Origin of the sequence: Acinetobacter wanghuae (genome assembly GCF_009557235.1) — a bacterium.
In the GTDB taxonomy this organism is placed as follows: Bacteria; Pseudomonadota; Gammaproteobacteria; order Pseudomonadales; family Moraxellaceae; genus Acinetobacter; species Acinetobacter wanghuae.
The window spans coordinates 2,035,735-2,058,354 of sequence record NZ_CP045650.1; the positions used below are offsets into that span (position 1 = coordinate 2,035,735).

General features: G+C 40.8%; 23 protein-coding genes. 11 read left to right on the forward strand and 12 right to left on the reverse strand.

The window, feature by feature from the left end; translation table 11 throughout:
• Position 1 precedes the first annotated feature (1 nt).
• From GFH30_RS09655 to GFH30_RS09685, 7 genes are all read left to right on the forward strand, one after another.
• Positions 2 to 2,050: a site-specific recombinase gene (locus tag GFH30_RS09655; RefSeq protein ID WP_153372138.1), complete on the forward strand. Its 2,049-nt coding sequence runs from the start codon at positions 2 to 4 to the stop codon at positions 2,048 to 2,050.
• 153 nt (positions 2,051 to 2,203) lie between these two features.
• The gene (locus GFH30_RS09660) at positions 2,204 to 2,806 is read left to right on the forward strand and encodes a phosphatase PAP2 family protein (protein ID WP_153372140.1); all 603 of its coding nucleotides are present in this window, start codon (positions 2,204 to 2,206) and stop codon (positions 2,804 to 2,806) included.
• A 34-nt stretch (positions 2,807 to 2,840) separates the two neighbouring features.
• Positions 2,841 to 4,097: an efflux RND transporter periplasmic adaptor subunit gene (locus tag GFH30_RS09665; RefSeq protein WP_153372142.1), complete on the forward strand. Its 1,257-nt coding sequence runs from the start codon at positions 2,841 to 2,843 to the stop codon at positions 4,095 to 4,097.
• A gap of 12 nt (positions 4,098 to 4,109) precedes the next feature.
• Complete coding sequence (locus GFH30_RS09670; protein WP_153372144.1) at positions 4,110 to 7,292, forward strand: efflux RND transporter permease subunit; 3,183 nt, start codon at positions 4,110 to 4,112, stop codon at positions 7,290 to 7,292.
• Entirely contained in the window at positions 7,292 to 8,740 is a 1,449-nt protein-coding gene (gene adeK, locus GFH30_RS09675) for a multidrug efflux RND transporter AdeIJK outer membrane channel subunit AdeK (protein WP_153372146.1), read from the forward strand. Before GFH30_RS09670 ends, adeK begins: the two co-directional genes overlap by 1 nt.
• A gap of 109 nt (positions 8,741 to 8,849) precedes the next feature.
• A complete protein-coding gene (locus tag GFH30_RS09680; protein WP_153372148.1) occupies positions 8,850 to 9,206 on the forward strand; it encodes a YbjQ family protein in 357 nt (118 codons plus the stop codon).
• Between the two features lie 3 nt (positions 9,207 to 9,209).
• Entirely contained in the window at positions 9,210 to 9,647 is a 438-nt protein-coding gene (locus GFH30_RS09685; RefSeq protein WP_153372150.1) for a YbjQ family protein, read from the forward strand.
• 7 nt (positions 9,648 to 9,654) lie between these two features.
• On the opposite strand, the gene def is transcribed toward GFH30_RS09685, so the two are convergent.
• Complete coding sequence (def, locus tag GFH30_RS09690) at positions 9,655 to 10,149, reverse strand: peptide deformylase (protein WP_153372152.1); 495 nt, start codon at positions 10,147 to 10,149, stop codon at positions 9,655 to 9,657.
• Between the two features lie 166 nt (positions 10,150 to 10,315).
• Between def and GFH30_RS09695 the strand changes: the two genes are divergently transcribed.
• Together GFH30_RS09695 and GFH30_RS09700 are read left to right on the forward strand one after the other, a co-directional pair.
• Positions 10,316 to 10,999 (forward strand): hypothetical protein, encoded by a 684-nt coding sequence (locus GFH30_RS09695; protein ID WP_153372154.1) that lies wholly within the window; start codon positions 10,316 to 10,318, stop codon positions 10,997 to 10,999.
• A gap of 176 nt (positions 11,000 to 11,175) precedes the next feature.
• A complete protein-coding gene (locus GFH30_RS09700; protein ID WP_153372156.1) occupies positions 11,176 to 12,447 on the forward strand; it encodes an MFS transporter in 1,272 nt (423 codons plus the stop codon).
• 61 nt (positions 12,448 to 12,508) lie between these two features.
• On the opposite strand, the gene GFH30_RS09705 is transcribed toward GFH30_RS09700, so the two are convergent.
• The 3 genes from GFH30_RS09705 to GFH30_RS09715 all read right to left on the reverse strand — a co-directional run bounded on the left by GFH30_RS09705 (position 12,509) and on the right by GFH30_RS09715 (position 13,931).
• Positions 12,509 to 13,006, reverse strand: a complete 498-nt coding sequence (locus GFH30_RS09705; protein ID WP_153372157.1) for a DUF2505 family protein — start codon at positions 13,004 to 13,006, stop codon at positions 12,509 to 12,511.
• Positions 13,007 to 13,142: 136 nt separating this feature from the next.
• Entirely contained in the window at positions 13,143 to 13,415 is a 273-nt protein-coding gene (locus tag GFH30_RS09710; RefSeq protein ID WP_153373439.1) for a hypothetical protein, read from the reverse strand.
• Between the two features lie 45 nt (positions 13,416 to 13,460).
• Positions 13,461 to 13,931 (reverse strand): hypothetical protein, encoded by a 471-nt coding sequence (locus GFH30_RS09715; protein ID WP_153372159.1) that lies wholly within the window; start codon positions 13,929 to 13,931, stop codon positions 13,461 to 13,463.
• 384 nt (positions 13,932 to 14,315) lie between these two features.
• Here GFH30_RS09715 and GFH30_RS09720 point away from each other — a divergent pair, with 384 nt between their 5' ends.
• Entirely contained in the window at positions 14,316 to 14,759 is a 444-nt protein-coding gene (locus GFH30_RS09720) for a GNAT family N-acetyltransferase (protein ID WP_153372161.1), read from the forward strand.
• Between the two features lie 523 nt (positions 14,760 to 15,282).
• Here the strand turns inward: GFH30_RS09720 and GFH30_RS09725 are convergent.
• The 3 genes from GFH30_RS09725 to GFH30_RS09735 all read right to left on the reverse strand — a co-directional run bounded on the left by GFH30_RS09725 (position 15,283) and on the right by GFH30_RS09735 (position 17,345).
• Positions 15,283 to 15,621 carry an FKBP-type peptidyl-prolyl cis-trans isomerase gene (locus GFH30_RS09725; RefSeq protein ID WP_153372163.1) on the reverse strand — a complete coding sequence of 113 codons (339 nt, stop codon included), beginning with the start codon at positions 15,619 to 15,621 and terminating at the stop codon, positions 15,283 to 15,285.
• Between the two features lie 124 nt (positions 15,622 to 15,745).
• Entirely contained in the window at positions 15,746 to 16,276 is a 531-nt protein-coding gene (locus tag GFH30_RS09730; protein ID WP_153372165.1) for a YaeQ family protein, read from the reverse strand.
• 61 nt (positions 16,277 to 16,337) lie between these two features.
• Complete coding sequence (locus tag GFH30_RS09735) at positions 16,338 to 17,345, reverse strand: CobW family GTP-binding protein (protein WP_153372167.1); 1,008 nt, start codon at positions 17,343 to 17,345, stop codon at positions 16,338 to 16,340.
• 369 nt (positions 17,346 to 17,714) lie between these two features.
• On the opposite strand from GFH30_RS09735, the gene GFH30_RS09740 reads away from it, so the two are divergent.
• Positions 17,715 to 17,924 carry a hypothetical protein gene (locus GFH30_RS09740; RefSeq protein ID WP_153372169.1) on the forward strand — a complete coding sequence of 70 codons (210 nt, stop codon included), beginning with the start codon at positions 17,715 to 17,717 and terminating at the stop codon, positions 17,922 to 17,924.
• A 285-nt stretch (positions 17,925 to 18,209) separates the two neighbouring features.
• On the opposite strand, the gene GFH30_RS09745 is transcribed toward GFH30_RS09740, so the two are convergent.
• The 5 genes from GFH30_RS09745 to GFH30_RS09760 all read right to left on the reverse strand — a co-directional run bounded on the left by GFH30_RS09745 (position 18,210) and on the right by GFH30_RS09760 (position 22,393).
• Positions 18,210 to 19,403 carry an MFS transporter gene (locus tag GFH30_RS09745; protein ID WP_153372171.1) on the reverse strand — a complete coding sequence of 398 codons (1,194 nt, stop codon included), beginning with the start codon at positions 19,401 to 19,403 and terminating at the stop codon, positions 18,210 to 18,212.
• A gap of 3 nt (positions 19,404 to 19,406) precedes the next feature.
• The gene (locus tag GFH30_RS09750; RefSeq protein WP_153372174.1) at positions 19,407 to 19,985 is read right to left on the reverse strand and encodes a TetR/AcrR family transcriptional regulator; all 579 of its coding nucleotides are present in this window, start codon (positions 19,983 to 19,985) and stop codon (positions 19,407 to 19,409) included.
• Positions 19,986 to 20,113: 128 nt separating this feature from the next.
• Positions 20,114 to 20,635 (reverse strand): acyl-CoA thioesterase, encoded by a 522-nt coding sequence (locus GFH30_RS09755; protein ID WP_153372176.1) that lies wholly within the window; start codon positions 20,633 to 20,635, stop codon positions 20,114 to 20,116.
• A gap of 280 nt (positions 20,636 to 20,915) precedes the next feature.
• Positions 20,916 to 21,086: a hypothetical protein gene (locus GFH30_RS13310; RefSeq protein WP_171500991.1), complete on the reverse strand. Its 171-nt coding sequence runs from the start codon at positions 21,084 to 21,086 to the stop codon at positions 20,916 to 20,918.
• A 311-nt stretch (positions 21,087 to 21,397) separates the two neighbouring features.
• Entirely contained in the window at positions 21,398 to 22,393 is a 996-nt protein-coding gene (locus GFH30_RS09760; RefSeq protein ID WP_153372178.1) for a patatin-like phospholipase family protein, read from the reverse strand.
• Between the last annotated feature and the right edge of the window lie 227 nt (positions 22,394 to 22,620).

The following is a 22,620-nucleotide window of genomic DNA, read 5'->3' on the forward strand; positions in this document are numbered from 1 at the left end:
TATGCATATCCATTTTCTCGATCTTTTCCAAAGCATGCAGCAACAGCTCGAACAGCCACGAGCTGTGTTGGATGAAAGCTTATTAATAGAACTGGTCAATCGAATTCGACCAGAAGACACTAAAGATAGCACCGAGATTGAGGAAAAATTTAATGCATTTGTACAAGCGTTATTAATTACCCCTGATGCGGTGTCAACCTTACAAACGTTTGTATTACGGGTTATTACTCGTTATAAGCAAACGAGTTTATTTTCCGACAGCGGGATTTTATCGCTCGATGGTTTTTGGAATCAGCTGAATCAGCGGATGGGTGCACACATTCTGCCCCTCATTCCTGATCGTCAAAATCTACAAGAACTCGTCCGTCAAATTTTTTATAAAAGTACCGATAAGTACTGGCTTGATCATCTAGAAAATAAACATTGGCATCGTTTATTTAGTGTATTCAATCAAGGGCATTCTAATCAATTTGAGAAAATACGCATTAAAGATGAGATGGTCAAAGCTTTAACCATTTTGTCTTATCGAATTAGTGGTATTGGTTTACACCCCGAATTTATTAATGCACAACCAGAACTCATGGAGTATGAATCCCCCTTTTTGGTTCAGAACCGTGAGATCAATGAGTTTATTCAAGAATATAAAAAACGCTATAACGATGTGAATATTGTGGATGCGATTGCCCCACCCGATGCCTCTCAAGCACTGGTGATGCTCGAGCAATGTCATGATGTGGTCGCAAAGATACGCCGTTCGACCAAACGTATTGGAGTTAGTGTCAGCCTGACCTATATGTTGGCGCTACTCGAACAATGTTTAGAACGCATTGAAATTCTACTGAACATGATGATGGATGATGACCAATTGCGTTATCAATCGATTGGGCATTTTTTAGTTGATCTGACCGAAGCCATTTATAGCGAACGTAGTGTGCGGGCTTTATTAGCAACGAACAGTGAGTTATTGGCATTACAAGTCACGGAAAATGCCAGTAAAACGGGTGAGCATTATGTAAGCACTGACAAAAAAGGCTTTTTTGCCATGTATAAGTCAGCTGCTGGTGCCGGTGTCATCATTGCCATTATGGCGACCTTAAAAACCTTAATGGCACGTGTGTCCTTAGCACCCTTGATGCAAGCCTTCAGCTACAGTATGAATTACTCACTCGGCTTTATGTTAATTCATGTCCTGCATTTTACCGTTGCGACCAAACAGCCCGCCATGACGGCTGCGGCACTTGCCTCTACCGTGCAACAGCGTAAAGGCTCGCGCATGGCACAAATTGCTGAATTGGCAGCATTGATTGTGAATATTATTCGCACCCAGTTTATTGCAATTTTAGGGAATATCTCTATTGCGATTCCGACTGCGGCTTTGATTGCATTTCTGTGGGATAGCGCTTTACATGAACCACTCATGTCGCACGTGAAAGCGTCTAAAACCCTGCACGATCTTAACCCCTTCACGTCACTCGCGATTCCTCATGCTGCCATTGCGGGAGTTTGTCTATTTTTATCTGGCTTACTTGCCGGTTACTTTGACAATATGGCGGTGTATCGTAAAGTCGGTCCGCGGATTAAAGCACATGTAGCTTTAGCAAAAATGATGGGGCAAGAACGTCTCACGCGCTTTGCTGACTATATTGAGCGCAATTTAGGTGCACTGGCGGGTAATTTTATTTTTGGGGTCATGCTCGGGAGCATGGGCACGATTGGCTTTATTTTAGGTTTACCGCTCGATATTCGTCATATTGCATTTGCTTCTGCAAACTTTATTCAAGGGTTAATGCATATTAATGGCCCTGATATCGGTTTGGTGATCGTGTCCTTTATGGGCGTGCTCTTGATTGGTTTAACCAACTTATTTGTAAGCTTCACTTTGACGATTATCGTGGCATTACGTGCCCGCCGAGTTCGGTTTGAACAATGGAAACCTTTAGCCAAATTGGTGATGACACACTTCTTAACACGTCCAAGTGATTTCTTCTGGCCGCCTAAGAAAAACAATACGATTGACGAAAATCATACATCGAACAAATCACAAAATTGAGATAATATGCCCAATTTTCAAGCATCTTATTTCATGAAAATTCTGCTTTTTGCACAAATTACACGCGCTTGAAAAAAAGTGTACTGACAAGTACACTTCGAGGCAGACAGTTGATCGACTGAAGATCGATTCAAATGGACAAGGATTTTCGGTATGCATTATCTGTTACTGAGCTTTGGTATATTCTTTTTAATAATCAGCATATTGATTCTTTCGATCTCGGGTTTAAACGACTTCGATACAATAGCAGTGCTTTGGATGAGCTTACATCGCAGCACATTATTCAATCAAATTACTCAAGCTTTATCAGTCATGGGTGGCATGCCATTTGTATTACTTTTCACCACACTTTGGTGTATTTATTTAGTGTGGTATAAAAAGTATACGAATATAATTTTTATATGTATCGGAATTCTTGGAGGAATATCCCTAAGTTGGCTGTTCAAGTTTCTTTATGCACGCCCTCGACCTGATGCACATTTACATTTAGTTGAGAGCTTTGGAAGTTCCTTTCCTAGTGCCCATAGTGCTTATGCCGCTTGCATTGCTGGACTCATGCTGTTGATTTATCAGCATCATCCTCAGCGATCAATCATTGCGTTATGCGCTGTGATCTGGATGTCCTGTATGGGCATTTCTAGAGTTTATTTAGGGGTACATTTTCCTTCGGATGTAATATCCGGCTGGAGTATTAGTTTTATTTGGATTTCTGCGTTGTATTTGGTTTTAAGAAAATATAGCGTGGAATACAAATGAAAAATTTAGATAAAAATCTAACTGAGGTGGAACAATGATGTCTGCAAAGCTTTGGGCACCTGCCCTGACTGCTTGCGCATTAGCAACAAGTATCGCGCTTGTTGGTTGTAGCAAAAATGATAAAGACGCCCAACAAGCGGGTGCTGAACAGAAAATGCCCCCAACTGAAGTGGGCATAATCGTTGCTCAGCCGCAAAGTGTCGAGCAGTCAGTAGAACTCTCTGGACGCACAACAGCATTTGAGATTTCAGAAGTTCGCCCACAAACCAGTGGTGTGGTCTTGAAACGTCTATTCACTGAAGGTAGCTATGTCCGCGAAGGTCAGGCACTTTATGAAATCGATTCAAGTACCAATCGTGCAACTGTAGACAATGCAAATGCATCTATTGCACGTGCTGAAGCGAATCTTGGTGTACTTCGTGTGAAGGAAGGACGTTATCGTCAATTGGTGGGTAGCAATGCCATTTCTAAACAAGAATTTGATGACATCGTGGCGCAAGTGAAATTGGCAGAAGCAGAGTTGAATGCAAGTCGTGCAACATTGCGTAATGCACAAATCAACTTAGGCTATTCTACAGTGCGTTCACCAATTTCAGGTCAAACCAACCGTTCAACGGTGACTGCAGGTGCTTTAGTGACTGCAAACCAAGCTGAACCATTGGTGACTGTACAACGTCTTGACCCGATTTATGTGGATATCAACCAATCAAGCGCTGAATTACTCCGTTTACGTCAGCAATTAAATAAAGGCAGCCTGAACAGTTCAAACAACACTCGCGTGAAGTTAAAACTTGAAGATGGCAGCGTCTACCCCGTTGAAGGTCGTCTTGCCTTCTCTGATGCCAGTGTGAATCCGGAAACAGGTACAGTAACTCTTCGTGCCGTGTTCCCAAATAAAGATCACATGTTACTGCCAGGTATGTTCGCTACGGCGCAAATTGTACAAGGCGAAGTGCCGAATGCTTACTTGATTCCTCAAGTTGCTTTAACGCGTACCCCAACAGGTCAAGCGATGGCCATGATTGTGAATGCGAAAGGTGCAGTTGAAGCGCGTCCTGTGGTGACTTCAGGTTCTCAAGGTAAAGATTGGATTGTAACTGAAGGTCTAAACCCAGGCGATAAAGTGATTGTGGATGGTATTGCGAAAGTAAAACCTGAACAACAAGTAGTAGCTAAGCCGTATCAACCGCAAGCTGCTGCCCCACAAGCCAATGCAGGTGCAAAACCAGCCGCTGACGCACAAGCCGCATCAGAAGCAAAACCTGAACAAAAAGCTACTTCAAAATCATAAGGGGTAGACTAGATGGCTCAATTTTTCATTCATCGCCCGATTTTTGCATGGGTGATTGCATTGGTCATTATGTTGGCGGGTATTCTTACCCTCACAAAAATGCCCATTGCACAATATCCAACCATTGCTCCACCAACGGTTAGCATTTCTGCGACTTATCCAGGTGCATCTGCGGAAACTGTAGAAAATACAGTGACACAGATCATTGAGCAGCAAATGAATGGTCTAGATGGCTTACGTTATATCTCGTCAAATAGTGCGGGTAACGGTCAGGCATCGATTGCATTGAACTTCGAACAAGGTATCGATCCTGATATCGCCCAAGTTCAAGTACAAAACAAATTACAATCAGCAACTGCATTACTTCCTGAAGACGTTCAACGTCAAGGGCTTCGCGTAACCAAATCTGGTGCGAGCTTCTTACAGGTATTAGCGTTCTATTCACCGAATGGTGAATTAACCGATGCCGATATTAAAGATTATGTGAACTCTAATATTTCTGAGCCGCTCAGCCGTGTGGCAGGTGTCGGTGAAGTACAAGTATTTGGTGGTTCATATGCGATGCGTATCTGGTTAGATCCCGCAAAACTCAGCAGCTATCAACTTACCCCAAGTGATGTGGTTGCTGCCTTGCGTACTCAAAATGCGCAAGTTGCTGTAGGTCAATTGGGTGGTGCGCCAGCGATTGAAGGTCAAGTACTGAATGCAACTGTAAATGCTCAAAGCCTGTTGCAAACACCTGAACAGTTCAAAAACATTTTCTTGAAAAATGCAGGTTCTGGTGCAAAAGTGACCATTGGCGATGTTGCCAAAGTTGAATTAGGCTCGGACAACTATCAGTTCACGTCTAAATTCAATGGTAAGCCTGCAGGCGGTGTTGCGATTAAATTGGCAACAGGTGCAAATGCATTGGACACAGCAACTGCTGTAGAAGAGCGTTTATCGCAGCTACGTAAAAACTATCCATCTGGCTTAAAAGATCAGTTGGCGTTTGATACCACACCATTTATTAAGCTTTCGATTGAAAGTGTGGTTCATACCTTAGTTGAAGCGATTATTCTTGTATTCTTGGTGATGTTCTTGTTCTTACAGAACTGGCGCGCAACCTTGATTCCAACCATGGCTGTGCCTGTTGTGGTCTTGGGTACATTTGCAATCATCAACTTATTTGGCTTCTCGATTAACACACTCACCATGTTTGCGATGGTACTTGCCATCGGTCTATTGGTGGATGATGCGATTGTCGTGGTCGAAAACGTTGAACGGATCATGTCGGAGGAGCATCTCGAACCTGTTGAAGCAACTGAAAAGTCGATGAGTCAGATCTCGGGCGCCCTCATTGGTATTACGACGGTCTTATCCGCAGTATTCGTTCCAATGGCATTCTTCAGTGGTACGACAGGGGTTATTTATCGTCAGTTCTCCATTACCTTGGTGACTGCAATGGTATTGTCACTGATTGTGGCATTGACCTTTACCCCTGCGCTTTGTGCGACTTTGTTGAAACAACATGATCCAAATAAACCACAAAGCAATAGCCTCCCTGCTCGCTTCTTCCGTTGGTTCAATGACCGCTTTGAACGTACCGCTGAAGGCTATCAAAAATGGGTCGGCAAACTGCTGATTCATAAAATCTTTGCCGGTGCAATTTATGCGGTCGTCATCGTTGGTTTATTGTTCCTATTTAAAAACTTACCAAGTTCATTCTTGCCTGATGAAGACCAAGGCGTAGTGATGACTTTGGTTCAGCTTCCGCCGAACGCTACACTTGACCGCACTGAGAAAGTGATTGATCAAATGACTGGCTTCTTTATGGAAGGTGAAAAAGCCAATGTCGATTCTGTATTCAGTGTCGCAGGTTTCTCATTTACCGGTGTCGGGCAAAATGCGGGTCTTGCGTTCATTAAGTTGAAAGACTGGAGCGAACGTACATCGCCTGAATCACAGGTGGGTGCGATTATTCAACGTGGTATGGCGTTGAATGTGATTGCGAAAGATGCATCTTATGTCATGCCATTGCAGCTTCCTGCAATGCCAGAATTGGGTGTTTCTGCTGGCTTTAACTTGCAGTTGAAAGATGCTGCGGGTAACGGTCATGAAAGTCTATTAAATGCGCGTAATATGATCTTAGGCATGGCAGCACAAGACAAACGTCTTGCAGGTGTACGTCCAAACGGTCAAGAAGATACGCCGCAGTACAAAATCTATGTCGATAACGAAAAAGCCAGTGCCATGGGTGTGAGCATTTCTGAAATCAACAGCACCATGAGTATTGCTTGGGGTGGTTCATACATTAATGACTTTATCGACCGTGGTCGTATTAAGAAAGTCTATGTACAAGCCGTTCCTGATGCCCGCATGATGCCAGAAGATATCAACAAATGGCATGTTCGTAACAACGCAGGTCAAATGATTCCGTTCTCAGCCTTCGCAACAGGTGAATGGACCTATGGTTCACCACGTCTTGAACGTTATAACGGTATTTCATCGGTCAATATTCAAGGTACACCAGCACCGGGTGTAAGCTCAGGTGATGCAATGCTTGCGATGGAAGAAATCATTGCGAAATTGCCTGAAATGGGTGTACAAGGTCTAGATTATGAGTGGACAGGTTTATCGTTAGAAGAACGTGAATCCGGCTCACAAACCCTTGGCTTGTATGCACTTTCTATGCTGATTGTATTCTTATGTTTGGCTGCATTGTATGAGAGCTGGTCGATTCCATTCTCAGTGATGCTAGTCATTCCATTGGGTATTGTTGGTGCCATTGGCTTAACCTTCTTAGCGATGGTACTGCTTAAAGATCCAAATCTTTCGAACAATATTTACTTCCAGGTTGCGATTATTGCCGTCATTGGTTTGGCTGCAAAAAATGCGATCCTGATTGTAGAGTTCGCGAAAGAACTGCAAGAAGACAAAGGCGAGCCTTTACTTGAAGCGACACTGCATGCTGCAAAAATGCGTTTACGTCCAATTATTATGACCACTTTGGCATTCGGCTTTGGTGTACTGCCTCTTGCCCTTTCTTCAGGTGCAGGTGCAGGTAGCCAACACTCTGTCGGTTATGGTGTATTGGGTGGCGTAATCAGTTCGACTTTATTGGGTATCTTCTTTATTCCGGTGTTCTACGTTTGGATCCGAAGTATCTTCAAATTTAAACCTAAAAAACAAAATCATCAGGAGCAAACCTTGTGATGCAAAAAATATGGTCTGTTTCAGGTCGTAGCATTGCGGTGTCTGCAATTGCGCTTGCTTTGACTGCATGTCAAAGCATGCGTGGTCCAGAGCCCGTTGCCCAAAGCAATATTCCACAAAACTATATTGGTGCTGCATCTGGTACGTCAGTGGCTGAACAAGGTTATAAAGAGTTTTTTGCAGATCAACGCTTGATTCAAGTCCTTGATTTGGCATTAAACAATAACCGCGATTTACGCACAGCAGCGCTCAATATTGAACGCGCGCAACAAGCGTATCAAATCACGCAAAACAACCAATTACCTTCTATTGGGGTAACTGGTAGTGTACTGCGCCAAGATACTGCAACGACGCGTGGCGCTTCAAGTGCTTACAATGTTGGCTTGGGTGTTACAGCGTATGAGTTAGATTTTTGGGGTCGTGTTCGTAGCCTGAAAGACAATGCTCTAGATACGTACTTAGCGACTGCAAGTGCGCGTGATGCAACTCAAATTGCTTTGATTGGTCAGGTTGCCCAAGCATGGGTGGCTTATTCGTATGCCAATGCAAATTTGAAATTAGCCGATCAAACGCTTAAAACACAACTTGAATCGTATAATCTCAATAAAAAACGCTTTGATGTTGGTATTGATAGTGAAGTTCCTGTTCGTCAGGCACAAATCTCTGTTGAAACAGCACGTAGCGATGTTGCTGAATATAAGACCCAAGTTGCACAAGCACAAAACTTACTTAACCTTTTAGTCGGTGAGCAAGTGCCAAGTAGCTTGTTGCCTAGCCAACGTGTAACGAAGGTAACGTCTAGTACAGCATTGTCTGCAGGCTTGCCAAGTGACTTGTTAAGCAACCGTCCTGACATTCGTGCAGCGGAGTATCGTCTTTCTGCTGCAGGTGCCAATATTGCTGTGGCAAAAGCGGCATTATTCCCAAGTATTCGTTTAACGGGTTCTGCGGGTTACGGCTCAACTGAATTATCTGATTTATTTAAATCAGGTTCATTTGCTTGGTCTATTGGTCCGAGTCTTGACATTCCGCTATGGGATTGGGGCACTCGTAAAGCCAATATCAAAATTTCAGAAACAGATCAAAAAATTGCATTGTCTGAATATGAACAAGCCATTCAATCTGCGTTCCGTGAAGCCAATGATGCCTTAGCTGTTCGTCAAAATATTGCTGATCGTGTTGCTGCGCAACGTCGTTTAGTCGATGCTACCAATACGACCTATCGTTTATCCAATGCCCGTTTCCGTGCAGGGATCGATAGCTATCTAACCGTATTGGATGCACAGCGTACTTCGTATGCTGCTGAACAAGGTTTATTGCTACTTGAGCAAGCCAATTTAAACAACCAAATTGAAGTGTATAAAACTTTAGGTGGCGGTTTAAAAGCAACAACCAATCAACAAGTGGTTGCACCTGCTTCAAGCGCTGAACGTCAAACAGCTCAATAATTTAGCTGCATCAGCTATAATTTTAAAAGCTCACTTCGGTGGGCTTTTTTATTGCTTTTTTAAGCCGAATTTTCTATCTTGGACGCATTCATATAAGAACTGAAGCAATATGCAATTGAGTAATTTAGAAACTATGCCAGGACATACCATTTGCAAACAATTGGATGTGGTCTATGGCAGTACCGTTCGCAGTAAACATGTTGGACGAGACTTAATGGCAAGTCTGAAAAACATTGTTGGTGGTGAGCTCACAGCTTATACCGAGCTATTAGAAGAATCGCGTCAAGAAGCCATGAATCGAATGATTGAAAAAGCGCGTTTATTGGGTGCCAATGCCATTGTCGGCATTCGTTTTTCCACCTCAAATATTGCGCAAGGTGCATCAGAACTGTTTGTTTATGGCACTGCGGTGGTCGTAACCCCGAATCATCACCACCTTCCTGATCCCTTCCCGACCCAAGGATAGCTTATGGATGCGCTGATCTTCAAAATTGGGCTATTTGTCATCTTGTTTATTATTGGTTTTGCTTTTGGTCGACATAATGAACACAAGCATTTACGCGAATTAGAACAAGCTGAAAAACAATTTGCACATATTCGCATTGATACCAATCGCTTTACGGTATCCACACATACTGGGTGCATGATCAGCAGTAATGTGGTTATTTCTCATGACTATTTCAAATACGTGCTTGCCAATATACAAAATTTTTTCGGTGGGCGTTTAAGTAGTTATGAAAGTATTGTAGAACGTGCCCGTCGAGAAGCCATTGTGCGCTTAAAACGAGAAGCTGAGCAGATGGGTGCCACACACATTATGGGTTTACGCCTCAACACGACTGAACTTGGCATGCAAGGTGGTATGGTTGAAGTATTCGCGCTAGGGACAGCCATTAAAGCCAACTAACACGATGCTATGGTTGCATGGCATCCATTCGGTCTACAAATAAAAGCCCATTTAGGTGATCTACTTCATGTTGCACAATGCGCGCAGGAAAACCACTTAAATGAAGCTCACATGGTTCACCTTGTAAATTCAGATAACGCACACGAATATGTTCAGCGCGTGCCACATCTCCACGTTGCTGAGGAACGCTTAAACAACCTTCTTGTCCAAGGACTTGCTCATTTGATGCCTCTAAAATTTCAGGATTAAGCATTATAATGGCATCCATTTCAGGCGCATCGGGATATCGCAAGTTTGGACGAGATGCCACAATAATCACCCGCTTTGATACATATACTTGTGGGGCTGCAATACCCACACCCTGACGCTCAAGCATGGTTGCCATCATCGCCACAGTCAATTGATTGAACCACTCACTGCCGATTTCTGTTAAAGCAACAGGCGCTGCGACGAGCTTTAAAATTTCTTCACCTTGCTGCGCAACGGATAAAACCTCTGACATAAGTATCCCCTTTATTTATTCATCGCATCATCTTAGGCGAATGAAAGCACACCAACAGTTCATCGAAATGATTAAAATCAGCTATGGATTGTGTCAACATTCATGATAAATATAGAACATTCATTCTTAAACCGTTCATTTATTTATCTTCTAAAGTACTCAATACATGAAAAATGGAATTTTCTATATTGCTTTGCTTGTGGTATTAACCGCATGTCAACCCAGCCATCAAAATGCGATATATGCAGATTTAACACCTGCTGAAGCTGCCTTTATACAAAGCTATCAACGTACCTTAAATGAATATTTACAAGATGCTGATGATGCGAGTTTTCAGGAAAAATTAACAGCGTTAATGCTGACTGCCCCAACGCAATCCGATACGCCGCATATCTTGCAAGTGCAAAGTGACATTCAAATTCAGTTGGGGCATTTTGAAGAAGCGATTAAACTCAATAATGCACTTTTTTATCTGCAACCCAACGCTGACACCCGTTATCTCAATTGCACTTTGTTAGAAGTATTGGATCGTTCTGATAAAAAGATTGAAGCCTGTTATAGCCAAGCGGCTCAACTGTATAAAAAGGCATTGAGTAAACTAAAAGATGTCGAGTCTGCCGAATTCCAAGACCAATATTTCTTTTATTTGCTCAGCATGCTGCAAGCAGGTCATCCTAATTTTCACGCAAAAATCAAAGATTTTATTGCCAGCTTGCCGGATGAAAAACAGCAAGACTTCAATAATCAGTACACCTTGGTTGCTGATCAGCACGAACACGCCGCTTTTTTAGATGCGATTCGAACAGGGCAATGGACCCATTTTTCTTCAATGAACAATCAGGACATCTAATCCTTTCAAAGGATGGATCTATTCATTAAAAGAAAAAGTAAATAAAAAATGATTCGATGCTTTGTTTAATAACTTTTAGTTGAGCGAATAAAAAGAAAGATTGATTATTCAACAAAAAAATCATCTTTTAATATCAACCATATATCTGCCCTTTTTTTAACCTATGGAATTGAAGCATGGATGCAGCTCCACGTCTTAGCCGAGCCGATAAACGCACTTTAGGGCTTTCATCCCTCGGTGGTGCGCTCGAATTTTATGATTTTGTGATTTATGTCTTTTACGCAAAATTGATTTCGGAACTCTTTTTCCCTAGTACCTTAAGTCCATTTTGGGCAATGCTCAATACTTACGGGATTTTTGCAGCGGGTTATTTCTTCCGACCCCTCGGTGGCGTGGTTATGGCGCATTTTGGAGACTTGATTGGTCGTAAACGCCTATTTAGCCTGTCTATTTTACTCATGGCTTTACCAACCCTGATGATTGGTTTAATGCCAACCTTTGAATCGATTGGTTATGCAGCACCTATTTTGCTGCTACTCATGCGAATGATGCAAGGCATTGCCATTGGCGGAGAGATTCCTGCAGCATGGACCTTTGTTTCAGAGCATGTACCTGAACGTCGAATTGGGATTGCCAATGGTGTGCTGACTGCGGGTTTATCCTTAGGGATTTTGCTTGGCGCGTTAATGTCACTGTTTATTTCACTGAACTTTAGCGAGCCTGAAATTAAAGATTGGGCATGGCGTATTCCGTTTATTTTAGGCGGTGTTTTCGGTTTCGTGGCGTTATACCTACGCAGTTATTTAAAAGAAACCCCAGTATTTAAAGCCATGCAAGCCAAAAAGGAGTTAGCAAAAGAGTTACCCGTCAAACAAGTCTTAGCCAATCATAAAACAGCTACTGTCATTGGCATGTTGTTTACATGGTTCTTGACTGGTTGTGTGGTGGTTTTAATTTTAGCGATGCCAAACTTATTGGTCGGGGCATTCGGTTTTGAACGTTCTGATGCCTTTAAAATGCAAAGTGCTGCCATTGTCATGCAAATGATCGGCTGTATTTTAGCAGGACTGTTGGCTGACCGTTTTGGCGCGGGCAAAGTGATGCTCTTCGGCGCGTTACTTGTCGCGCTGATCGCAGGTATTTTCTATAACAGTTTAGGTCATGTTGCACCATCTACCGTGTTCATGCTGTATATGCTGTTGGGCTTAAGTTCGGGTACAGTCGGCATGGTTTCTTATAGCATGGTCAAAATGTTCCCTGCTCAAATTCGCTTCTCGGGCATCTCATTTTCCTACAACGTGGCCTATGCAATTGCCGGTGGTATCACCTTACCGTTGGTACAATGGCTAAGCTTATATAGCAATATTGGGGCGCTGTACTATATTTGGACGATTTGTCTTGTGACTGTTTTAACGACCTTTGTCTATCGCGCGAAATTCGAAAAATAATGTAAATTTTGACATGAAAAAAGAGCGCTTAATGGCGCTCTTTTTAATTGAACATGAGAAGTTATGCTACGAGTTGTTTACGAAGTTCATCTTCAATAATGTCGATTTCAATGCCGCTAAATTTACGGATCTCACCTTCCGCATGTTTCTCTAACATGCCACCAATGAGAGGCACTTTGACATTTACTGTCCATTGTAGTCGAAGCTCAATCTCTGAGTCATTGCCTTTCACGCTACGCTCGCATGAGGCAATAATCGGTAAATTTGCACCTAACTTGACGGTTGAGGTCATATTTGCAAAATTACTCACATCAGTACGATGTAAACGAAAAGCATCTTTCAGCATTTTTTTTGCCATATCTGGAATTTTAACATCTAAGTTATAGGCACGTTTCAGCGTATAAATATCACCGTCTAAATGAGATTCTAAAATTTCCAAATTCTGTGCAGGAATACGTTGGCAAACCGTTTCATGCATTTTGATATCTGTTGCTAAACGGGTGAAATCCGCGAGTGAAATCCCTTGAATTTTAGCTTCAATGGTAAATTGATGCGCCATATTGTGTTCCTTTGTTGTTTTTATTTCAATTGAGGCTTATGCCAACAACTGCTTTAAAATAAGTATTTCAATGCTATTTAAATCAATTTATTGCGCAAAGTCATTCATGTTTTAGGATTTTTATTGGTCATTTTAGTCAATCTTTTTGGGTTAAAACTGCAGTGACGTGACTGCCAGCTTGAATATTTAAATGATAATTTTCAAATTGAATTGAGATATAAAAATCTTCTGCACCATCATCTAAACCTGTGACATACCACGTTGTTGTATGCGGAAAATCTTTAAGCCAAGCGGCTTTATAAAAATCTGAAACATGATCAAACTGAATATATTGCTCAGGTACTTGCACAATAGCTTGCGCTAAATTCAGAAACTTTTGAATCTGTGCATGATGAAAATCAATGATCACGGCAGGCTTTCCCATTCTTTAAAATCTGAGCGAATAAAGAATATCTTAGCTTAGTTTGCCTGGTTGCCGAATTTCATTGCGATGTTCAACACCATTTAGGTCGACATGGGTATAAAACCAGCCATATGTCCCCACATAATACTCAAGGGATTGTTGCGCTAAACTCCAAACAATGGACCATTCACCTAAATCGAGTTGTCGAATTTCTGTTACGGTTCGCAGCGGCATTTTGCTCAACCATTCTTGTTGTAATACTTGTCCTTGCTGAATCTCTGTTAGGCAGTAATACTGCTGCAAAAAAAGCTGCGCCATGTCATCAAATAAACGTTTTTGATCAGGATGAATCGAATCCTTAAACTCTTTTTTCTGTACATCAGCTTGAGCGACGTGTTGATTATTTATCAGGTAAGAAGATGAACGTTGCACAGCACGCTGCTTTTTCTGCACTTTTTGCATAACCATCCAAAGTGCATAGACACAGATAAAGATGAGTAATAACAGCAATAATTTGAGCATGATCATCTCACTACTTTATTGTTCATTTATTCATTTTTGAAGCGACATTTACAGGTCATACAGATAACGTTTAAATAAAGTATAACGCCAAATCGCGCTATAAATGCACTGAAATCTTGAACGGCAAGTCTAGCTAGATAAGGTAAATACCAAGCTTTCATTTTTTAGCTGTTATAAACAATCATGCCAAATAATAATGATCAAATAGTGTACTTATCTCATTTTATTACTTTTTGAGTTACATAGAATGCACAAAATTTATGTGATAAATGTGCTGAAATTATCTTTAAGTCTTAAAAAACTACAATTCCTTCCTATAAAAAAGCACTCAATTCGCCTGAAATGTAATCTTGTTCTTGTCATACATTAAATACTGAAATTGCCATGATCCGTGAAGGAAAAGTTCAAGATATTCCACAAATCATTAACGTCATTCAAGACAGTATCCGTTCTTGTGTTGATGACCATCATCGTCATGAAAGTGACATTCAAGCTTGGTTAGAACGCTATACAGATGCACAGCTCATGAGTGACATGCTGTCGAATGATTGTTGGGTCTACCTTATTCATGATCAGGTGGTGGGAATTATCATGATCACAGATCAGGGACATATTAAAATGCATTTCGTCGCCATGCCTTCGCAAAGAATGGGAATTGGCAGCGCCTTGTATGAGCATATGCTCAGTAAACTCAGCTTAAAAAACATCAGTAAAATCGATGTAGACAGTACTTTATCGTCTATTCCCTATTATTTGAATTTGGGCTTTCAAACCCATCGACCTTCTGGACTCGATCTAAATCAGACGCTGTATAAATATTTGTTCTAACACTCTATTTATATTTTTAATTGATCTCGTCCATTTTTGACTTCATAACGCTTGAAATCTGCAGCTTTCATCAGTCAATGAGCATTCGAAAATCCTGTGCATGAAGTGTACAGGTAGCACCGATGCTGACGGTTACATAATCTTTCTCATCAGGGCGATTTCTATGTTCAATCTTTGCTTTTCGGACATCTGCTCAGGCATGTTTTACAGACAGCTTACTCGTTATCGAATCGCTAAAAGAAGCCTTTAGCATCACGATGTGAGTATTTAAACCAAGACTTGGTATCATAATAAATTGACGGGGATAAAATTGCCAATGGGCATCTAAACGTGTGGTCGTTAAATATGAAGTTAAAGCTTTGAGAACCTACTCAGAATTAAGTAAAAATGTGTGATTTCTCTTTTTATTGTTAGTCATTGCCACTCTGAATATGGCATGAGTATTTTGATGACATCATTTTAAACAATAGGAATGAACAGCATCTGGCACTGTTCATTCCTTAAATTTTAACAGCAGCGCATATTAGTCACGGGTTTTCACATCAAACAATTCAATTTCAAAAATTAAGTTTGAGTTTGCAGGAATCACATTGCCCATCTTACGTGAACCATACGCCAAATGTGAAGGAACGATCAATTTGCGTTTACCACCGACTTTCATCCCCATAATGCCCTGATCCCAACCTTTAATTACACGACCTGTACCAATGACAGTTTCAAAGTAATTACCACGATCGACAGATGAATCGAACTTCGTGCCATCTTCTAACCAACCCGTGTAATGTGTGGTAATTAATGCACCTTTTACTGCTTCTTTACCTTCACCTACGGTTAAATCAATAATTTCTAATTCAGCGCTCATCGTCATTTCCTTCAGCCAATCAATCAAAATATTATAAGCAGCAATCCATCACACTGTCTGATGGATTGCTGCTTCAATCTGCATATTCTTTAAGGATTTTAAAATCCTGATATGCCATGTGCCATTATTGCAATTGTTCCCATTCAATCACAGCTTGCGCTTGATCACCGATCAATGTCCACTCGCCATCCATGATGTTGAGCTGCAACTGCATGGTACGTTCACAGAGTTTTTGAATCGCTTCAGTGCTCGCAGTCGATAATTTCCACACTTCAACATTCGACAAGGTTTTAAGTTTGGTATTGCGTTTGTACCACTCATCTACAGAAGATCCATATGTCACCACTGCCACCTGTTTACAACGCGCACTGGCTTTTTTCACTTTATCTTCGTCTGGGCTACCGACTTCAATCCATTTCATGAGCTGCCCCGTGAGGTCTTTTTGCCACAATGCAGGCTCATCGGTTTCAAATAAATCTTTGGTGAATTCTAAAGCTTCATCAGCAAAGCGTGCATAGGCTAAAATTCGAACCATTAAACGCTCGATTGTTTCAGACGGATGCTGTGCCATCGTCAATTGGAAATCTTCATAACGATGATTATCCATATCTGCAATATTTAAATCCGCCTTATAAATCGTTGCTTTAAGCGCCATACTCAATTCCTCAAATTTGCCGCATAGCATATAAGATTTAAGCGTATTTTGCAGAACTGATTTAAGGCAATGCGTCGATCCGACATTTGAGTAAACTGCTTTCAAAGTCTGACCAATCATGTGAATGCTGATAAATCACTTCAATACGGTTATCAATCGCCTCTTCGCAAGATTGATAGTTAAATTGTTCAGGATTGAAATTAAAACTTTTCCAGCCTTCATCTGTATGAAATATCGCTTTAATTCTGAGCCAGTCTTGTTGTTCACACAGTAAATCAAGGACGTCCATACATTGAAATTTCCAGCGTTTTGGTAATTTCCAACCTGCGACTGTATAACCCTGTGCTTGTTCTACATAGTGATATGGTAATTGTTGAATAATGGTTTCTGCTTGTTCTGATGCCTGTTCGCGCTGTATTTTCAATAACGGTTGAATTCGACGCGGTGAACCTGCATATGCCTGTTGAATCGCTGCAATATCTAATTTGCCGTGTTCGGTTATGAGCCATTGTTGTTTATAGACAGCGTATTCAGCTTGTAACTGTACCAATGCGCTTTGATCTGCATCTGTCATTAAATCGGCATGTGAAATGACGACAATATGTGCAGCTTTTAGTTGATCTGCATATAAGTTTTGCTTTGTCCACGCTGAGTCATGTAATCGTGAGCCATCTATAACCGTGACCAAGGCTTGCATATTTAAATGGTTGAGCCAATGAGGTTCTGTCAGCTGTTCTAACAATTGACTTGGATGCCCCAACCCAGTGGGTTCAATAAACAATCGATGTGGTTTTGACTCAGACAGTAAGCGAGACAATGCAATTTGCATGGGCAATTGGCTACTGCAACACAAACATCCGCCTAACAGCTCCTTTACGGCATAACCTTGATCTTGAGGCAAGAGCTGTTGGTCGACACCAATTTGACCAAATTCATTCATGAGCACAGCCCAAGTTTCATGTTCAGGTTTTTGAGTCAGTAAATGTTTTAATAAGGTGGTTTTACCTGCACCTAAAAAGCCAGAAATAATGTGCACGGGCACAGCAGCAGCGCTCGAAAGTACGTTCAAAATAAACCTAACCCATCATAAAAAACAAAGCACTTTGAGTATAGCAAGAATGTATTTCACTGACTGAAGTCAGGTTTCAAAACTGAGATTTATTATTATGAAAGCTAAATTTTGATGATTTTTACAAGATTTGTTCAACTCATCCGACATGGTTTTGAAATATTTACACACATTTACAGTGATTATTCACGTGCATAACTTACAAGAAAAAAACAAGTTTCCAAGTTTTGTATATCGAAGGTTATCAGTTCGTTATCGCTTTTATGAAATGGTTTGATCATCCAATTATATCGACCTAGGATGAACGCCTGCCAAATGAATGTGATGGTTCACTTGGTAAAACTTATGACAATACAAAGGATGCCTGATATGAAAATCTCTCAAATGCTTATTGCAACGACATTAACTATTGCTGCTGCGAGCAGTTTTGCTGCTACATCTACATCAACCACCGTTTCTGACCAAGAAGACAACGTGATTGTCAGCACTCAAGAATTACCTGAAGCTGCGACAGCACCGACGACAGAACAACCTGCATCTGAAGCAAGTGCAGAGGAACAAACTGAGCAAGCTCAATAAGCCCTTCTTCATGTTCCCCTCAACATGATGTTTAAGACGTCTTTATCAACAAATCTCCAGTAGGTTGAACCTATTGTTGAATAGATGTCGCTCGATGCTGAATCAACACTGTTGGTTCAGCATTTTTATATGCTTTTACTCACTCCACGATCTACTGATTCAAACGAAATATCACAAATTATAAAAATCTGGAGCACGTGAATGATCGCCTCATTAGAGAGATTATTCGGCAGCGTTAGACCATGGGAATGTAAATAACTTTGAACATTTCTTTCATGTGATTTTTTAATTTTGATCTAAAATTAAAGGCTTCACCACAACAAAATGACGATATACCCATAACGTCACAAGCGCCAACACTGCACAAATTTGATAGGTAATTGCAAAGCCCCACCACGCAATCAATATACCCATACAGACCGAACCAAGCGCAAGCCCAATATCGAATAGTGTAAAGAAGGTAGAAATGGCATGGCCCATACGGGCTTTTTCGACAGATTGAATCGCAAGGGTTTGTAAACATGGAAATACTGAGCCATAGCCAATACCAATAAATACTGCAGACAACCACAGTACCCACTGATTTGAAATCAGACTAATGATCAGTAAACCAATCGCAAAGAAGATAAAACACGGATAAAGGACCGTACTCGCACCTTTGCGATCATAAAGCTTGCCCACCCATGGACGTACCACCAACATGGACACCGCAAACACAATAAAAAACATACTCGTGTAGGCTAATAGATCTTTACTTTCCGCAAAGGCGGTAATAAAGCTCATCACGCTCGAATAGGCACATGCTGTTAATAAAGCGACTATGCTCACGGCAAGGACTTTAACTTCTAAAATGTCATGAATTGTGAATTTTGCTGCTGTATTCGATAAAGAAACGCGTTGCTCTGCGATGTTCAGCAACCAACTAAACAGTAAACCGATTGAAATAATCGCTGCTAAGACAGCAAATAAAACTGTAAAACTAGCGTATTGAATCACAGTGAGTGCAAGCAGTGGTCCAAACACTAAACCTAAATTGGTTGACATCACAAAGTAGCCAATGCCCTCACCTTTACGATCTTCAGGAATATAATCTGTAGCAACAGGTACAGCGACTGTGGTTAATATACTGAACCAAATCCCATGCATAAAGCGGATAACCAATAATGACCACATACTATCAATCAGCAAATAAGCAAAGGCAAACAGGGCAAATAGTGTCCCTGCACCGCGCATCGCATATTTTTTACCAATTTTTTGAATAATGAGTCCGGAAAATGGACGTACCGTAATAGAGGACAGTAAAAATAGCGTCAATGCTAAACCTGCTTCTTGCACCGTTCCGCCCAATTCTTTCAAAATATAAATGGGCAAAACAGTCAATAACGCATAGTAATAACTAAATAAAAAGAAATTATTGAGCAAGCATAAAGTGAAAGAACGATTCCACAAACGTTGTACAGATTCCGTTAGCGTACTCAATGTTTAAGACTCCACAGCGGATGTAGGCATGAGCAACACAGGTGCTAAAGCGAGATCTACAAGTGCGCCGATATAAACTTCATCAGGCATGGTATTAAAGAAAATCGTCTGATAATGAATTGGGGCATAAATTGAATCGAGCAATAAATCAAAACGATAATCCGCGCGAATTTCACCACGTTGAATCGCTAAAGTAATGAGTGCATAGGTTTCTTCACGACGGGGCAGCAAATAATGTTTAAAAAATTCTCCTGCCAATTCACGATGATTTGCCATGACCACCAATAACGCCCGACCGATCGGATGATTCAGTGCAACAGATAGCTTAAAAAGTTGTTGTTTGAGATTGCATGCCAAGCTTTGCTGCAGATCCATCTCAAATACAGATGCGGTATGTCGCCTGAAAGTATCCAACACCAAATCTGACTTGTGTTTCCACCAACGATAAATTGTGGATTTGCCAACACCAGCACGTGCTGCAATATCTTCAATGGTCAATTGGTCATAGTCATATTCAGACAACGCTTCGGCAACAGCATTTAAAATACAATCTTGACGGCGTGAGGTTTTTTCTTCAGTCATTGGAATTTAAAACAAAACGATACGTATCGTTTCATAATAAGATAAATATGACGCTTTTCATATATCTTTCATAAACTCATTAGAAATAAAAAAAGATCCTACTGGAGGATCTTTTTTTATTTAGCGTATTAAACGCTTTGCGTCTTTTTATAAATACTACAAGATGGATGATGATTTTCTTGTAAACGAGCAATTTTACGTTGTTCCGCTGCTTCAAAACGGCAACGTTTCCAATCATTGTCCAAGTTCAACGGTGGAATTTGCTTTGGTTTACCATTTTCATCGACAGCAACCATGGTGAAATAGCAGCTATTGGTATGACGTACCGTACGTTTTTGAATATTCTGTGCTTCAACACGGATGCCAATCTCCATTGACGTACGACCGACATGATTCACACAAGACAAGAAAGTCACCAATTCGCCCACATGAATCGGTTCTTTAAAATTCACTTTATCGACAGAAAGTGTGACCACATAGCTACCTGAATAGCGGCTTGCACATGCATAAGCGACTTGATCTAATAATTTCAGAATGGTACCACCATGTACATTACCTGAAAAATTCGCCATGTCTGGGGTCATCAAAACGCTCATGGTGAGTTGAGACTGTTCATCTGTAGCTGGTGCAATTTGATCTAAAGGAGCCATCGCTTTCTTTGAACTCTTTGAATGCCAATGATATGTGCCATTATTATATCGTTTTTAGACAAGATGAAATGTTCAATTCGGCAATTCATTCATCATAATTTTTTATGACAAAATCATTTTCATACACGAAAAGACATATACCCTGCTAAAAACAAGCTGCATCAAACTGTATGTCATGACTCAAATAACCGTGATTACTTAAATCTAAACCCATATGTAATATGGCAAAATCCAAATCAATAACATGGTTTTATTTCAGTGATCACACATGATTTTCATGTTAAATGATTTTAAACATTTCTTGTGCAACATGTTGATACACCAATTTTTGCGTGGTATCCAGTTCAGTTTCGACTGTAAATGAGCCATCGGCATGGCGTTGGGTCACCGTAAAAATATATTGCTCAAATTGAGCCAGTTGCACTTGGCAGCCAATTTCAATGTTATTCATAATTTCTCTATGATTATGTCTGAATGATCTCAAACATTTTGGCATGCTTTCTGTAGTTTTCTAACATTTGATAAACTTAAGTCTATGAATAAAATAGTCTTATATAAATAAATAAGAATAAATTCCACTACGTTAAAATTATCAATAAAGATTTCAATGATTTAATATTTTTCATTTTTTTATAAACCTAAAAACACGATGTATCTATAGATTTTGCCAATCAATTTATTGCTAAAAACGCTTAATTCAACATTTTCTATGCTGATGGATTCAAATCCGAGAATATTATCTAGGTGTTTGGTTGCGATCTCTTAATGTTGCTGAGTTAAAAGCTTGAGCCTCTGCTGACCCGCATCATATTGATGTTGCTTAAATACCTGTTGAATTTCAGACAACTTTGCCAAAGTCGCATCGGCACCCGCTTGCATGGTGAGCTCACGACCTCTCACATCAAAAATATGCCCTTTTTCACGTAAATCAGGTTGGATCACGACATCGGCATGTTTGAGTTCTTCTTGCGCTAAACGATTTTGCATAATATTAATATTTTGGTTAAACAAGCCCCATACATTGGTGGTCTCGGTATGTTCAGGCTGCGCCAGAATATCGACTGCAATAATAATATCCGCACCTAATTCTCGTGCAACATCTACAGGTACAGGACTGACTAAGCCACCATCGACATATTCCAAATTTGCAATCGTGGTAGGAATAAACATACTCGGAATAGACACAGATGCACGTACAGCTTGCCCCGTATTGCCGTAGTTAAAAACCACTTTTTTGCCTTGTTTCAGCTGCGTTGCCACCACGAACATCGGGATTTTCATGGCTTCTAAAGGCGTTTCATCGACTTGTAAATTGACATAATGTTCTACTTTTTTACCATCAAAAAAACCTTTCATGTCTAGTCGAATATCACGAACATCATTGGCTTTCATGCTCAGCGCGATATTACGTAGTTCAATCGCAGGTTTGCCACTGGCATAAATTGAACCCACAATACTGCCTGCACTAGTGCCGACAATAAAATCAGGATGAATACCGGCTTGTTCCAATACTTCAATTGCACCAATGTGGGCATACCCACGCGCGCCACCACTGCCTAAAACCAAAGCAATCACTGGACGATGCTGAGTCTCTTTAATTTTTTTAAAATCGATCTGATTTGGACGTGCTTCGGCTACAGTGTGCGATGCCAAAACAGGTTTAATCACAGGTTTTAAGTGCTGACTTTGAGGTGTCGTCTGACAACCCACCAAAATGCATGAAGCAAATGCCATTAAATTCAACACATGTTTCTGCATGCAGTACGCCATCCTTTTAATGTTTTAAAATATCCAGACCATGCGTAATCCAACGTATGGGTGGATGAAGATCTATTTATTTTGCACATGATCGCCATGTTCAATGCTTGCAATATATAGCACTGGGCTAAAGTTACTGCATGTATGATTATACAGTGGGATCTGGTAGAGAAGATGAATGCCGTATCGTTTGGCTTTTATCATCAGCATCTTCAAACCCAACGGTA